Below are 14,834 nucleotides of genomic sequence, written 5' to 3'. Positions count from 1 at the left end.
CCATGTCCTATTTGGTGAAATTGGAGGCGTTTGAAGGCCCCCTCGACCTATTATTACACTTAATCAACCGGATGGAAATCGATATTTACGACATTCCGATGGCGGAACTGACCCGCCAGTATATCGACCACATCCACACAATGAAGGTACTTGAGCTGAACGAAATGAGCGAGTACCTCGTGATGGCCGCAACTCTTTTGGCAATCAAGAGCAAAATGCTCCTTCCGGTCCATGAGGAAGAAGCTCCGGACATCGACGACTATGCGGAAGACGGTCCCGATCCCCGGGACGAGCTTGTGGAGCGGCTTATCGAATACCGAAAATATAAAGAAGCCGCAGCCACACTGAAGGAATACGGGGAAGAGCGGGGCAAGAGCTTCACCAGGGCGCCGGCGGAGCCTGCCTCATCCGGTATGGCGGCAGCCCTCCCGGATGAGGGCCTGAACGTCCATGACATGATTGCGGCCTTCCGTAAAATGATGGAACGGAAAAAGCTCAGAGCCCCTCTAAGGACAAGAATTACCCGGCAGGAAATTTCCATTGCGGATACCATGGAGAAAGTGGTCGGCCGTCTCGGAAAGTCTGGAGGGCGTGCCCTGTTCTCCGATCTGTTTGAATCTGGAGAACGGGCAGAGCTGGTGGTGACTTTCCTGTCGTTGCTGGAACTGATGAAACAGCAGCGGATCACCGTCGAGCAGGAACGGAATTTTGACGACCTCACAGTCGTCCTCAGGAAGGAAGTTTTGTAGTTTTGGAGAATGGAAATCAGCTCGCCGGACAGGTTGAAAGCCTGCTGTTCGTAGCGGGCGACGATGGCCTTACGGCTAAACAGCTGGCCGAGCTGACGGGAACGGATAAAGAGGACGTCGAGCGTGCGCTGGCACAGATTGCTGAAATGTGCAGGACTGAGGGCAGGGGTCTGCAGGTAGTGGAACTGGCCGGAACATTCAGGCTGGCAACAAAGCAGGAGCATGCGGATGCAGTCCGCCGCCTTCTTGAAAATCCAACTACACAGGCACTGACTCAAGCTTCATTGGAAGTGCTCGCAATCATCGCCTACCGTCAGCCGATCACCCGCGTGGAAGTGGAGGAGATCAGGGGCGTGAAGTCCGAACGGCCGATCCAGACACTTGTGTCACGGGGATTGGTGAAGGAGGCAGGACGTGCGGAAGGAACGGGGCGCGCGATTCTGTACGGGACGACGGACGCTTTCCTCGACCATTTCGGGCTGGCAAGCCTCCAGGACCTCCCTCCGCTTAATGAAACGGGGGATGAAGCCGCAGACGAGGAAATGGATCTGTTCATGTCCAACTTCACAGAAGCATTTGATGAAGAAGGAACCGACGAATAAACTGACGGAAGGCGGTAGACCTTGAAAAAGCGGATATCCGCACTGCTGGCTCTGATCCTGATTGTCTGTTGTTTTCCTGCTGCCGCTTCTGCAGCGCAGGCCTATGCAGTGATTGATGCCGAAACAGGCAGGCTTTTAGAGGGAGTCAATGAGGATGCCCGCCTGCCGATCGCGAGCCTGACGAAAATCTGGACTGCGCTTACCTACATCGATGCGGCCGGGACGGACGGAACCGTCACAGTTTCCGATAACGCATCGAACCAGGAAGGCTCATCCATCTACCTTCGTGCCGGCGAACAGGTTCCTGCAGAAAAACTTCTGTACGGACTGATGCTCCGCTCCGGCAACGATGCGGCAACGGCACTGGCAGAAGATGCAGGAGGTTCCGTCGAAGGGTTCGTTGACATGATGAACGAAAAGGCACGGCTGGCAGGCCTCAGGAACACGGAGTTCACCAATCCGTCAGGGCTCCATGACGAACGGCATCTGTCGACGGCCTATGATACGGCCCTTATGCTTAAATATGCGACGGACAATAGCCGGCTGAAAAAAATATCGTCTACGGCCCTCTATAATTACGGCGATGGCGGCTGGCAGAACAAACACCGGCTTGTCAGGGCAGAAGGGGATGCGGTAGCCGGCAAAACCGGTTTCACAAAAACCGCAGGACGGACGCTTGCGACGCTTTTCGAAAAAGATGGCAAACACGTGATTGTGGTCACCCTGAATGACGGGGACGACTGGAATACCCATCGCAACCTGTCGGGGGAAGTTTTCAAGAATTATAAAAAAGTCATTGTAGCAGAGGAAGGGACCTATCAGATCCTTCCGGGAATCCGGGGAGAATTAAAGGAACCGCTGGCCGTTCTATTATCGGAAAAAGAGATGGAAGACGTCTCGCACGCAGCGATCATACCCCGCGGCGCGGGGGACGGCATCTGGCAGGTCCGCCTGGACGGTGTGCCGATCGCCACTGCCAAACTGAAGATCACACGTAAGTGACCGCATCGCTGCCGATGCGGTCTTCTTTTCATTTCACAGTGGTTGTGACATAATTTTGTGCAGTAAATGTGATGGGGTGACCTGATGGAAAGACTTCAGAAAGTAATTGCGGCAGCGGGAATTGCATCCCGCCGAAAGGCGGAACAGCTGATCGCTGATGGCCGTGTAACGGTGAACGGCAAAACCGTGACAGAGCTCGGAACAAAAGTGGGAGCATCCGACAAAATAGAAGTGAACGGTGTCCGCCTTGAGCGGGAAGAGAAGGTGTATTACCTGCTTTATAAGCCGCGGGGCGTCTTGTCGGCGGCATCCGATGACAAGGGCCGGAAGACGGTGGTCGACCTGTTCCCGGAAGTGGAGGAGCGGCTGTATCCGGTCGGACGGCTGGACTATGACACGACAGGGATTCTCCTCCTTACAAACGACGGGGATTTCGCCTATCTGATGACCCACCCGAAATTCGAAATCGAGAAGACATATGTGGCAAGGACAAAGGGGATCCCGACAAAGGAGCAGTTGAAGAAACTCGAACGCGGCATCGTTCTCGAGGATGGCAAGACCGCTCCGGCGAAGGCAAAGCTCCTCAGCATGGACAAGAAAACAGACAAAGGAATTGTCCAGCTGACCATCCATGAAGGCAAGAACCGGCAGGTGAAGCGCATGTTTGAAGCGATTGGCTGTCCGGTGCAGAAACTGAAGCGTGAGTCATTCGGCTTTCTCGACCTGCACGGCCTGAACGCCGGCGACCGCAGGGAACTGACTGCGCATGAAGTGAAGCAGCTCCGCGTGCTTGCCGAAACAGGAAAGATCCGCTAAACGTAACGTTCACAAACCCTTCATATGTACGGATTTCGACATGTTCCGCCTTTGTTATAATGGAAAAGGATCTTTCCAATCCTGTAGTTATTGAAAACGAGGTGACATTCGGATGAGCAAACAGCAGGAACGGGAAAAAAAGAGAAAGCGGCAGCAAATCATCCGGACCGCCATACTGGCCGTTCTGGCAATTGCTATTGTTTATACGATCGTGGTCAACGTCACGAAAGATGAAGATATCGTCAAGGTCGGTGACACGGCCCCGGACTTTGAGCTGGTCGACCTTGAGGGGAACACCCACCGGCTGTCTGATTACCGGGGTGAAGGGGTATTCCTGAACTTCTGGGGCACCTGGTGCGGACCGTGCAAGAAAGAGATGCCGCACATGGAAAAGTATTTCAACGAGTTTGAAGACGATGGCGTCAACATCCTCGCAGTGAATATCTCCGAATCGGATCTGAAAGTACAGTCCTTTGCCAATACCTATGGCCTGACGTTCCCGATCGTCATTGACAAGACGAACAGTGTGCGTGATGCCTATAACGTGAGGCCGCTGCCGACAACTTTCCTGGTCGGGCCCGACGGAAAAGTGAAAAAAATCATCGAGACGGAGATGAGCGAGCAAGAGATCAAATCCTACATGGAAAGCATCATGCCCAGTTAAGGAGTCCTGACAACCATGAGTTCGATCAAATGTGAATGCGGCCATCTCAACCCCGAAGGGACGGATATCTGCCAGAACTGCGGACGGCCGCTTTCAACCGAAGAAAAATCAAAAAAACTGGCAGACATGCGATATGACGGTGCCGCCATCCGTTCAAAGACACACAAGCGGACGGTGGTCGATAAGATCTGGAACTTCTTTTCCAGTGTTAAGATCGGCGTCAGCATCATCATCGCCATCCTGGTCGCATCTGCGATCGGGACCATCCTGCCCCAGGTGTTCTATATTCCGGGAGGAGGAGCCAATGAGGCTCAGACCGCCCGGTATTACGAAGACAATTACGGCATATTCGGCCAGATCTACAACGCACTCGGCTTGAGTGACCTTTATGGGTCCTGGTGGTTCATGACGCTTGTCGGCATGCTCGGCATCTCGCTTGTCGTTGTGAGCCTTGACCGTGGAATCCCGCTCTACAAGTCCCTGAAAAACCAGCGCATCGACCGCCATCCGAGTTTTCTGAAGCGCCAGCGCCTTTATGGCGAAGGACAGGTGGACGACCCGGACGCCGTCATGAAAAAGGCTGCGGAAAAGCTGAAGTCACAGCGTTATAACATCCGGGAAAAGAACGGTGCCATGCTGGCGGAAAAGGGCCGCTGGGCACGCTGGGGCCCTTATGTGAATCACCTGGGCCTCATCCTCTTCCTGTTCGGAGTCATGCTCCGTGCGCTTCCCGGTTTCTATGTCGACGAGTCAATGTGGATCCGTGAAGGGGAGACTCTGGCGGTAAAAGGAGCCCCGGGCCTCTACCTCGAGAACAAAGGGTTTACATTCGATGTCTATACTCAGGAAAATACGGACGAAGTCTTTAGCGAGGCCATCGACAGGGTCGGTTCCGTGGCATCGAACTACCAGACGGATGTCGCGCTCTATGAGACACCGGAAGGGGAGCTGCCCGGCTCGACCAATGCGGACTTGGTCAAGGAATATTCAATCGTTGTCAATAAACCGCTCAAGCACGAAGGATTCCACATCTTCCAGATGGACTTTAAGCTGGACGAGCTCAGTGCAATGACTTTCGCCCTCGAAAACAAGGAAACGGGTGAGTCACTCGGTGAACTGACGGTCAATCTGGATGATCCGCAGAAAGAATACGATCTTGGAAATGGAGCGAAGGTTGAGCTGCTCGACTACTATCCGGATTTCAGCGGATTCGAGGACGGGGAACCGCAGACGGCCACTCCTGTGCCGAACAATCCGGCGTTCCTTTTCAAAATGATTACTCCGGAAGCTCCGGATGGCGAAACGAGCTTCGTGGCGATCCGCCAGACTCTCGAACCTCTGGGAGAAAATACGTATAAGCTTGCCTTCCAAAAGGCCGACACACGTGACGTGTCCGGCCTGACAATCCGGAAGGACAAGACGATTCCGGTCATCGTGCTCGGTGGAGTTATCTTTATGATCGGCGTCGTACAGGGGTCCTACTTCAATCACCGCAGGTTCTGGATCAGAAAGTCGGATGACGGAAAGATCCAGGTTGCCGGCCACACAAGCAAGAACTGGGTGGCCCTGCAGCGGGAACTGGACGCGGTGACTGAATATGCAGGCCTTCCCGCTTACACCGACCAGCGCGACAAAGAAGAACAAACGGATAAACCGGAAGGAGATTCCAATTCATGAACCTAGTAGACCTAAGCGGAAATCTTCTCTTCACCGCATTTATCGCATATCTCGTCGGGACGATTCTGTTCGGCGGCGCGGTGAAAGGGTCGAAGAACGAGGCCTCCGCCTCCAATAAACGCTGGGGCAGGCTCGGCATCATTGTGACCATCATCGGATTCCTGGCCCACCTGGGCTATTTCATCACCCGATGGATGGCATCAGGACACGCGCCGGTCAGCAATATGTTCGAGTTTACAACGGCATTCGGCATGCTTCTAGTCGGAGCGGCGATCCTGTTCTACTTTCTTTATCAGTCGCCGCTTGTCGGCCTCTTCGCACTTCCGATCGCTATTGTCATCCTCGGATACGCGGCCATGTTCCCCCGGGACATCCAGCCGCTGATCCCTGCGCTGCAGAGCTACTGGCTGACAATCCACGTCATCACCGCGGCACTTGGTGAGGCGATCCTCGCGATTTCGGCCGTCGCCGGCCTGATCTACCTGCTGAAGAATATCGACATGACGAAAAAGTCAAAGGAACGGGCATGGCTGGAATTTTTCATGTATACAATCGTACTTGTTCTTGGGTTCATCGTCATCACGGTCGGTTTCCGTGCAGCGGGCTATGAGGCCGCGTTCGACTATGTCGACAAAAACGGTGCACAGGCCGAAGTGGTCTACCACATGCCTGCGCTCTTCGGTATGAACGAATACAGCCCGAAGACCGAAGGCACAATGCAGCCGCTGGCGGAAATGCCTGCAATCATCAACGCGAAGACACTGACAACATTCACGTGGTCGATCATCGCCGGCACGATCCTGTACTTCCTCATCCGGCTGATTACCCGCCGCCGCATCGCAGAACTCGTAAAACCGCTTGCGGTCAAGGCAAACTCCCAGCTCATGGATGAGATCGGCTACCGGTCCGTCCTGATCGGTTTCCCGGTCTTCACCCTTGGGGCACTGATCTTTGCGATGATCTGGGCGCATGAAGCATGGTCACGCTTCTGGGGATGGGACCCGAAAGAAGTTTGGGCGCTTATCACCTGGCTGTTCTATGCAGCGTACCTGCACCTCCGCCTGTCGCGCGGATGGGAAGGACGAAAATCGGCCTGGCTCGCGGTGGTCGGCTTTGCCATCATCATGTTCAACCTGGTTGCCGTCAACCTGGTCATCGCCGGCCTCCACTCCTATGCCTGATACACAGCGGACCCTCCGGTTTTCCGGAGGGTCTTTTTTGTTTTTTTCAGTGTCAGATGGTGATTGTGCCAAGCTTCATACAAACCGTCCGATTACAGACGATTCGTTTTCATTTTCTTGCTCCGGACGGTACAATAGGAAGTGAAGAGCAGTGCAGTTGAAAGGGGAAATGGTTTGTGACTGAACAGGTTTCCATCCTCGTCGTCGACGATGAAGAACGCATCCGGCGACTGCTGAAAATGTATCTTGAGCGTGAAGGTTATGAAGTCGAGGAAGCGGTCGACGGCGATGAGGCGCTGGAAATGGCGCTTGGCCGGGATTATGACTGCATCCTACTTGATATCATGATGCCCCGTAAAGATGGCGTGGAAGTGTGCACCGCGCTACGGGAAGAGAAAATGACGCCTGTCATCATGCTGACGGCGAAAGGGGAAGAAGCGAACCGTGTCCAGGGATTCGAGGCGGGCGCGGATGACTATATCGTCAAGCCTTTCAGCCCGCGCGAGGTCGTACTTCGCGTCAAGGCTGTCCTGAGGCGCTCGGCAAACTATGCTTCGGTCGATCCGCAGGCGCCAAAGGATCTGGTCGTCTTCCCGCATCTCATGATTGACAACGATGCGCACCGCGTCACGGCGGAAGGTAAGGAAGTGAACCTGACGCCGAAGGAATATGAACTGCTTTACTTCCTCGCAAAGACTCCGGATAAAGTGTTTGACCGTGAACAGCTCCTCAAGGAAGTATGGCACTATGAATTCTTCGGCGACCTCCGGACTGTCGATACGCATGTGAAGCGGCTTCGCGAGAAACTGACAAAAGTCTCTCCGCGTGCTGCAAAGATGATTGTGACGGTATGGGGTGTCGGCTACAAGTTCGAGGCCGGCAATGAATAGGATATGGAACAGCATCGTCGGGAAGCTATGGGCAACCATATTGCTTCTCGTTTCATTTGTCCTGTTTATCGTCAGTGTCCTGCTCCTTGAGTTTCTGGGGAATTTTTATGGACACCAGGCGGAGAATGCGCTCCGGCAGCAGGCCGTTACGATCTCCAAAATCGTCGACCAGCATGAGGACCCGACGAATTCGATCTATGTCATCGATGATCTGCTTGGCGAGGATACAAGTGCGGTCATCTCAAATTCTTCGGGAAATGTGATCGGTGCCTTTCACGAAGAAGACAATGGAGATGAAATCCGGGATATCCTCTTCAAAGACAAGGAGCTCTCACGCGTGTTCCGTGAAGACTCCCCGGTAGTCAAGGAGATGAATCTGCCGTCCGCTGAAGATGCAGACCGTATGGAGACCTATTCCATCCTGGCTGCCCCTCTTCATGAAGGGGATGAACTGAACGGAGCGGTATTTGTCTATCAGAGCATGCAGGCCGTCCACGACACCATCCGTCAGACGACGTATATCGTCCTGCTGTCCGCATTTATCGCATTTGTCCTGACGACGTTCTTCGCATTTTTCCTGTCTTCCAGAATCACGTCTCCTCTCCGGAAGCTGAAGGAAGCGGCGAACAGCCTTGCGGAAGGCCGCTATGATACGGAAGTTCCGACACCCCAGCACGATGAGATCGGAGACCTTGCGGTTGCCTTCAACAAAATGGGCCGTCAGGTCAAACACAATCTCGAAGTGATCGGGCAGGAAAAAGAACAGCTCCAGAACATCCTCACTTCGATGACGGATGCAGTCATTTCGTTTAACCGTGATCGCTCCATCCTGCTTACAAACCCGCCTGCGGACCGGCTGCTGAAAAAATGGCGGGATGCGAGGAAAAATCAGGAAGGCGATATCCCCGACGAAATCACCGGCATGCTGAACCATGTGGTGATGTACTCTGAGGAAGTTGAGGACGAACTTGCTCTGGACGGACAATATTTCGACATTACAATCAGCCCGCTCTACAGCGGAAGTTATATCCGCGGGGCGGTTGCAGTTTTCCGGGACATGACAGAGCAGCACCGGCTGGACAAGGTGCGGACCGACTTCCTCGCAAATATTTCACATGAGCTGAGAACTCCGATTTCCATGCTGATCGGATACTCTGAAGCATTAAGTGACGGGATTGTCGAAACGGATGAAGATCGTGAGGAAATGATGAAAATCATCCGTGACGAGGCGATGCGAATGGGCCGTCTGGTCAATGACACACTCGACCTGACACGACTTGAGTCGGGATATATGCGCCTATACAAGGAACCTGTTGCCGTGCGGCCGATGGTGGAGAGGATCACGTCCAAGTTCGTCCAGAAGGCCAGGGATGCCGATATCATGCTCAAAGTTGAGACGGCAGGCGCCGGGGAAGCGATCGTCGATCTGGATGAGGACCGGATCGAACAGGTCATGACCAACCTGATCGACAACGCCATCCGGCACACCCCATCCGGCGGCAGCGTCGAGGTGAGGTCTTCCGCTTCCGACGGATTGCTTGAAGTGGCAGTTGCCGATACCGGATCCGGTATCGCGGAGGAAGACCTGACATACGTGTTTGAACGTTTTTACAAGGCCGACAAGGCCAGAACTAGAGGAAAAGGCGGAACAGGCCTAGGTCTGGCAATTGCCAAGAACATCGTCGAGTCCCACGGCGGATGGATCCGTGCAGAGAGCACCCTCGGAAAAGGGACAACGATGACATTCAGCATCCCTTATGAAGAGCAATGAAACTTTTTCGCCATTCGGGCGACCAATCCCAGTGAACGGAGGGCAGCTGATGGATGAATCCGTGTTTCACCGGATCTACGAGGAATACCACCAGGATGTCTACCGGTTCCTCATCTATCTGACAAAGGACCGGACGCTCTCCGAAGATCTGCTGCACGAAGTATATGTCCGTGTACTGAAATCATTCGGCAGCTTTCAGGGGAAAAGCAGTGAGAAGACCTGGCTGTTTTCGATTGCGAGGAATGTGGCGTTTGATCATTTCCGACGGGCTTCCGTCCGAAGAAAACGGACAGACGAGTCCTATGACTGGGAGACGGAGCAGCCCGCCGACAGGGGACCGACCCCGGAAGAAGCGGCTGTCCACGGAGATGAAATGGTCAGGTTATTCGGAGTGTTGGATGCCTGCACCCAAGACCAGCGGATGGTACTGATTATGAGGTTCCTGCAGGAACTGTCGATTACAGAAACAGCAGAGGTGCTCGGCTGGACAGAAGCAAAAGTCAAGACGACCCAGCACCGGGCGGTGAAAAAAGCAAGGGAACTACTGGAGAAATCGGACGGACAGGGAGGTGGCGGACGATGAGTAAAGACAACTGGAATGACGAGGAAGTCGGCCGCTGGCTAAAGTCCGTGCCGAAGCCCGAAGACAGGAGGAGCCGTGAGGAAATCCTGTCCCGGCTGAAGGACGATCCCCGGCTGCGGGAAAAGCAGCAGTCCCGGAGACGGAAGTGGATTCCGGCGGGAGTTGCCGTTGCGGCACTTCTTGCGGTAGGCGTCATGATTCCATCTTTGATGGGCGGCGGAAGTGAAATGAGCATGAATGACGCGGCCACCGGCAACTCACGGGATGCGGTACAGATGGCCACGGAATCGGACAGCCGGACGGAAACCGGTTCGGTGGAGGAAAGCAGTGCGCTGTCGGATCAGAGCCCGGATGAAGGGACCGAACTCTTTAGTGCGGGGACATCCATGGACGGACTTGTATCCGGGGCGGTTTATCCGGATAAACTGGAGGGTCTGGTTCCATTCCGGATCGGTCTGGTCGAAGCGGCGAATGTGATTCCTGTGACTATACTGATTCCAGATGAGAAGATCGGAGCGGATTTCGGCAGTGAAGTGCCCGGACAGGTCGAACTTTACAACCGCTATGCGCCGCAGATCGATGAAGAGGCCCTCGGCTTTGATGACTACCATCCGTATGATGGAACTGTAAGCGGGGAAGAGGGAGAGGTAACCCTTACGCTTAATGGCAGCCACTCCTACGATATCGCAAGTGCGGCAATAGGTGCATTTACCGAGTCGGTACAGGAAACGTTCAGGAGCGAAGAATCCGTTATCGTTCAGGGTGAGGATGGTGCTCCTGCAGAATTTGACCAGGTCGGTCCGCTCCCGGAAATTCCACTGGAGCAGGAGGGGGCAGTCTATTTCGCCTATGAGAAAAGTGACGGCACAACCGTCCTTGCACCGGACCGGCATCTCGGCCCTGCCGATGCAGCCGAAGCGATCGGGCTAATGAAGGATCGAACGAATGATCTGTATGAACCGGTCGTCCCGGAGGAAGCAGATTTTACGGTGGAGTTGCCGGACGACGGCGATGTCATGACCATCCGTTTCGAAGAACCGTTTGATTTCAGCGGTTTGGATAAACAGGATGCCTCCCGGATGATTGATGGCATGGCCCTGACCGCGGCTGAATATGATCTGCGTATTCAAATAGAAAATGCATTTCATCCACCCGAAGGGTATCGTCTTGAAGAACCTCTTCAACTGCCTTTGGGACCGAATGGTTTAGGGATGGATATCATTGAATAAAGTCACTCAATGTGAGCAGACAAATAAAAACTGCAGATAGTAGGAGGTTGTCCTCCTTTACCTGCAGTCGTAAGGAATCCGGATATGGATTCCTTTTTTATTTGTTGATTTTTAAGTGCTTGCGCTGAAAAGCAGTTATGGCTTCATATTCCTCATCCAGCATCCTCGAAAGTCTGATGAAAATCGGGAACAGTTCCTGATAAACCTGCGTTTCAGATTTTTTCGGCTCATGGGTATGTGTTTTTCCAATCATTTTTTTTACTTCATTCAAATCATCAATATCCCCTGTTGCATACATCCCGAGAACCGCTGCTCCCAGACATGAGCTTTCAAAGCTTTCCGGAACGATGACCGGCTTGCCAAATAAATCCGCCATCAGTTGACGCCACATTTCCGAACGAGCAAAACCGCCGGTAGCCTGGATTTGCACCGGCTCGCCGGTTAGTTCCTCAAGGGCTAGAAGGACAGAATATAAATTAAATAAGATTCCTTCCAGTACGGCCCTGACCATATGTTGCTTTTTGTGATGTACGCTAAGTCCAAAAAAGGAGCCCCGTGCGCTTTCATTCCACAAAGGTGCCCTTTCACCTGTCATATAAGGGTGGAACAGAAGTCCTTCGGATCCCGGTGGCACACGTTCGGCCATGCGAGTCAGCACATCATATGGGTCTATGCCAAGTCTGTTGGCTGTCTCTGATTCGGCTGCTGCAAATTCATCTCTCAGCCAACGAAGAACAATCCCGCCATTATTTACGGGACCCCCGATCACCCAATGGTTTTCGGTAAGTGTATAGCAGAATGTCCTGCCTTTCGGATCGGTGGCAGGGACGGGCGAGACTGTCCGGATAGCACCACTTGTACCGATAGTCACTGCAACTACGCCGGTTTCAATAGCTCCAACACCAAGATTTGATAGCACGCCATCGCTTGCCCCGATAACGAAGGGAACATCAGGCGGGATACCCATAAATTCGGCGTGTTCATCTTTGATTCCGCTTAATATCGCAGTCGTTTGCGACAAGTTGGAGAGACGTTCTGGGCTGATTCCTGCAATCTTAAGTGCCTCCTCATCCCATTGCATTGTCTGGATGTTGAACAGGCCGGTTGCAGATGCAAGGGAATGATCGATGACATATGTACCGAATAACTGATAAAACACGTATTCCTTGATACCGATAAATTTATATGCCCTAGTAAACAAGTCCGGCATATCATTTTTCATCCAGACAAGCTTTGACAAAGGGGACATGGCATGGATAGGTGTTCCGGTCCGGAGATAAATTGAGTGGCCATTGTGCTGTTCCTTTATCTGTTTCGCTGCATGAGCAGCTCTTGTATCTGCCCAGGTGATGCTGCTCGTGAGCGGTTTACCATTCTTGTCAACGGCGATCAGGCTATGCATTGCAGAACTGAACGACACCAATCTCACTTTTTCCACTGGGACGGAGCTTACTCGGATCGTTTCACGGATCGCTGTCAGGACCGCAAGAAAAATTTCATCAGGGTCCTGCTCGGCCGTTAACTGATTCGGTGTATGCAGCGGATAGAAGGACGTATGATGACCTGCTACTTCTCCGGAAGCGGAATAGAGAACGGCTTTTGTGCTTGTCGTGCCGATATCCATTCCCAGGTAATACGCTTCGTGTTCCATCTGATCCCTCCTGGCCATCCCGGAAAAGGGAATGCCTGCCGATAGTTGGAGGCGGGCATTCATTCTGCCGGGATTCCTTGCTTTGTTATGTCGGTTTTCTATTATTTCTTTACGACGTCATGGCCTCCAAATTCATTTCGCAACGCTGCGACGACTTTTCCGGAGAACGTATCTTCTTCAAGAGAACGGTAGCGCATCATCAGAGATAGTGTAATTACAGGAGCAGGCACCTGAAAATCCAGGGCTGTTTCGATTGTCCATTTCCCTTCACCGGATGAATGCATAATACCTTTGATTCCATCAAGCTTCGGATCCTTTGAAAAAGCATTTCCGGTCAGTTCCATCAGCCATGACCGAATGACTGAACCGTTGTTCCAGACATTAGCCACTTTCTCATAATCAAAGTCGAATCCGCTTTTTCCAAGAATATCGAAACCTTCTGCAATCGACTGCATCATGCCATATTCGATTCCATTATGGACCATCTTCAAGAAATGGCCGCTTCCTGATTTCCCCGCATATAAGTAGCCATTTTCTATAGCTACATCTTCAAAAAGGGGTTCAATATCCTTGAACTTTGTTTCATCTCCGCCGATCATGGCGCAGATGCCTTGCCGCGCGCCTTCCGTGCCCCCGCTTGTACCGCAATCAAAGAAGAATAAGCCCTGTTTCTTTAGAGTCTCTGCTCTGCGGAGAGAGTCCTTGTAGTTGGAATTGCCCCCATCGATAATGATATCGCCCTTCACCAATAAGGGAGTGAGTTCATTAATGACTGTCTCGGTGACATCCCCCGCCGGAACCATAAGCCATACCGTTCTGGGAGACGGCAGACGGTCGACCAGTTCCCCGATGGAGCGATTTACCTCAATTCCTTCTTTTTCGGCCAGATCCGAAGCCTGGTCGCTCGGATCGTATCCAATCACTTCATGGCCGTGATCTTTCATGTTCAGTGCCAAGTTCAGTCCCATTTTCCCTAAGCCAATCACTGCTACTTTCATTCGCGCTCACCTCAATTTTTATATTTAATCAAGTATATCAAAAAAAATTCTGTAATCAATTCACCCATACGGAAATTTATTCGATATAATGACAATATCTACAATACCAAGCATGACTGGAGGAAGTCAGTTGTCACAGGAACCCAAACGGGCACTTGCTTCGATTCGTACAAACATTAATCGTTTAAGGGGCAAGGAAGCGGTCATTGCTGCTTATATACTCGAGAATCCAAGAAATATCATTCATATGACGATCAGTCAGTTATCGGAGGAACTAGGTGTTGCTGACTCTACTGTTTTCAGGTTTTGCCAGAAAACCGGTTTTAGTGGTTTCCAGTCATTTAAAATTGCACTTGCGTCAGAGGTGATTACTCCCCTCGAAGACATTCATGAAAAGATTCATGCAGACGACTCGGTCAGCGCAATTACTGAAAAAGTCATTCGATCAAATATGAAAAGCCTCGAAGACACATTGGCGGTGCACGATGAAAAGGAAATGGAGCGGGCCGTTAAGTTTGTTGTTGAAGCTCGGACAATCGGGTTTTTTGGGAACGGTGGATCCGCTATTGTCGCGCTTGACGGTTATCACAAATTTCTGAGGGCCGGTCTCTCTGCCTTCAGCAACATGGATTCTCACCTGCAAATTATGTCGGCTGCACGACTGGGGCGTGAAGATCTCGCTATTGTGGTCTCTCACACAGGCTCGACTAAAGATACGCTCGATGTCATCCGTGTCATCAAAGAACGGCAAGTTCCTATTATCGGCATCACCAACCAAGCTATATCCCCTTTGTCCAAGGCAGCGGATGTAAAGCTGTTCACGGTGTCAGAAGAAACCGATTTCCGGTCGGAGGCGCTCGCCTCGAGGATTGCCCAGTTGAGTCTGATGGATGCTCTGTACACAAACGTCATGATGGCAAGAGGCGATGCAGGAAGGGAAGCCTTGGAACAGATGAGGAAAGCCATCGCTCTTAAGCGGATATAAAACTTAAAATACCTCACAAGTGCCGGGGAAGGATTC

At 52.4% G+C, this 14,834-nt stretch carries 14 protein-coding genes; 12 read left to right on the top strand and 2 right to left on the bottom strand.

The genetic code is table 11. The features are described 5' to 3' along the window. The first annotated feature begins 2 nt into the window (after positions 1-2). From DZC51_RS09625 to DZC51_RS09575, 11 genes are all read left to right on the top strand, one after another. Positions 3-749, top strand: coding sequence for a segregation/condensation protein A (locus DZC51_RS09625; protein WP_157295245.1), 747 nt, complete (start codon positions 3-5; stop codon positions 747-749). 2 nt (positions 750-751) lie between these two features. Beyond that, positions 752-1,351, top strand: a complete 600-nt coding sequence (gene scpB / locus DZC51_RS09620; protein WP_157295214.1) for an SMC-Scp complex subunit ScpB — start codon at positions 752-754, stop codon at positions 1,349-1,351. 21 nt (positions 1,352-1,372) lie between these two features. Then, positions 1,373-2,353, top strand: coding sequence for a D-alanyl-D-alanine carboxypeptidase family protein (locus DZC51_RS09615; protein ID WP_157295212.1), 981 nt, complete (start codon positions 1,373-1,375; stop codon positions 2,351-2,353). 84 nt (positions 2,354-2,437) lie between these two features. Continuing rightward, on the top strand, positions 2,438-3,169 hold the full coding sequence (locus DZC51_RS09610) for a pseudouridine synthase (protein ID WP_157295210.1): 732 nt from the start codon (positions 2,438-2,440) through the stop codon (positions 3,167-3,169). Positions 3,170-3,281: 112 nt separating this feature from the next. Continuing rightward, positions 3,282-3,833, top strand: coding sequence for a thiol-disulfide oxidoreductase ResA (resA, locus tag DZC51_RS09605; protein ID WP_157295208.1), 552 nt, complete (start codon positions 3,282-3,284; stop codon positions 3,831-3,833). 15 nt (positions 3,834-3,848) lie between these two features. Beyond that, the gene (gene resB / locus DZC51_RS09600; protein WP_157295206.1) at positions 3,849-5,510 is read left to right on the top strand and encodes a cytochrome c biogenesis protein ResB; all 1,662 of its coding nucleotides are present in this window, start codon (positions 3,849-3,851) and stop codon (positions 5,508-5,510) included. Then, positions 5,507-6,691 (top strand): c-type cytochrome biogenesis protein CcsB, encoded by a 1,185-nt coding sequence (gene ccsB, locus DZC51_RS09595; RefSeq protein WP_157295204.1) that lies wholly within the window; start codon positions 5,507-5,509, stop codon positions 6,689-6,691. The genes resB and ccsB overlap by 4 nt, the downstream gene beginning before the upstream one ends. 176 nt (positions 6,692-6,867) lie before the next feature. Continuing rightward, the gene (locus DZC51_RS09590) at positions 6,868-7,581 is read left to right on the top strand and encodes a response regulator transcription factor (protein WP_157295202.1); all 714 of its coding nucleotides are present in this window, start codon (positions 6,868-6,870) and stop codon (positions 7,579-7,581) included. Further along, complete coding sequence (locus DZC51_RS09585) at positions 7,574-9,352, top strand: ATP-binding protein (protein ID WP_157295200.1); 1,779 nt, start codon at positions 7,574-7,576, stop codon at positions 9,350-9,352. The genes DZC51_RS09590 and DZC51_RS09585 overlap by 8 nt, the downstream gene beginning before the upstream one ends. A gap of 49 nt (positions 9,353-9,401) precedes the next feature. Beyond that, on the top strand, positions 9,402-9,935 hold the full coding sequence (locus DZC51_RS09580) for an RNA polymerase sigma factor SigX (protein WP_157295198.1): 534 nt from the start codon (positions 9,402-9,404) through the stop codon (positions 9,933-9,935). Further along, on the top strand, positions 9,932-11,164 hold the full coding sequence (locus DZC51_RS09575) for a hypothetical protein (RefSeq protein WP_157295196.1): 1,233 nt from the start codon (positions 9,932-9,934) through the stop codon (positions 11,162-11,164). The genes DZC51_RS09580 and DZC51_RS09575 overlap by 4 nt, the downstream gene beginning before the upstream one ends. A gap of 97 nt (positions 11,165-11,261) precedes the next feature. Here the strand turns inward: DZC51_RS09575 and gntK are convergent, their stop codons facing one another. Both gntK and gnd read right to left on the bottom strand, forming a co-directional pair. Beyond that, positions 11,262-12,815: a gluconokinase gene (gene gntK / locus DZC51_RS09570; RefSeq protein WP_157295194.1), complete on the bottom strand. Its 1,554-nt coding sequence runs from the start codon at positions 12,813-12,815 to the stop codon at positions 11,262-11,264. 101 nt (positions 12,816-12,916) lie between these two features. Then, the gene (gene gnd, locus DZC51_RS09565; RefSeq protein WP_157295192.1) at positions 12,917-13,813 is read right to left on the bottom strand and encodes a phosphogluconate dehydrogenase (NAD(+)-dependent, decarboxylating); all 897 of its coding nucleotides are present in this window, start codon (positions 13,811-13,813) and stop codon (positions 12,917-12,919) included. 130 nt (positions 13,814-13,943) lie between these two features. On the opposite strand from gnd, the gene DZC51_RS09560 reads away from it, so the two are divergent. Continuing rightward, positions 13,944-14,798, top strand: a complete 855-nt coding sequence (locus DZC51_RS09560; protein WP_232524107.1) for a MurR/RpiR family transcriptional regulator — start codon at positions 13,944-13,946, stop codon at positions 14,796-14,798. Positions 14,799-14,834 lie beyond the last annotated feature (36 nt).

The sequence above is a fragment of the Bhargavaea sp. CC-171006 genome (assembly GCF_009761675.1).
Lineage (GTDB): Bacteria > Bacillota > Bacilli > Bacillales_A > Planococcaceae > Bhargavaea > Bhargavaea changchunensis.
This window is presented reverse-complemented; position numbering and strand designations above follow the sequence as displayed.

What these genes read in the sequence shown, in the direction of transcription:
- DZC51_RS09610 (WP_157295210.1), top strand. Translation starts at nt 2,438, where the DNA reads ATGGAAAGACTTCAGAAAGTAATTGCGGCAGCGGGAATTGCATCCCGC.
- DZC51_RS09585 (WP_157295200.1), top strand. Translation starts at nt 7,574, where the DNA reads ATGAATAGGATATGGAACAGCATCGTCGGGAAGCTATGGGCAACCATA.
- DZC51_RS09625 (WP_157295245.1), top strand. Translation starts at nt 3, where the DNA reads ATGTCCTATTTGGTGAAATTGGAGGCGTTTGAAGGCCCCCTCGACCTA.
- ccsB (WP_157295204.1), top strand. Translation starts at nt 5,507, where the DNA reads ATGAACCTAGTAGACCTAAGCGGAAATCTTCTCTTCACCGCATTTATC.
- gnd (WP_157295192.1), bottom strand. Translation starts at nt 13,813, where the DNA reads ATGAAAGTAGCAGTGATTGGCTTAGGGAAAATGGGACTGAACTTGGCA.
- resB (WP_157295206.1), top strand. Translation starts at nt 3,849, where the DNA reads ATGAGTTCGATCAAATGTGAATGCGGCCATCTCAACCCCGAAGGGACG.
- DZC51_RS09575 (WP_157295196.1), top strand. Translation starts at nt 9,932, where the DNA reads ATGAGTAAAGACAACTGGAATGACGAGGAAGTCGGCCGCTGGCTAAAG.
- gntK (WP_157295194.1), bottom strand. Translation starts at nt 12,815, where the DNA reads ATGGAACACGAAGCGTATTACCTGGGAATGGATATCGGCACGACAAGC.
- resA (WP_157295208.1), top strand. Translation starts at nt 3,282, where the DNA reads ATGAGCAAACAGCAGGAACGGGAAAAAAAGAGAAAGCGGCAGCAAATC.
- DZC51_RS09580 (WP_157295198.1), top strand. Translation starts at nt 9,402, where the DNA reads ATGGATGAATCCGTGTTTCACCGGATCTACGAGGAATACCACCAGGAT.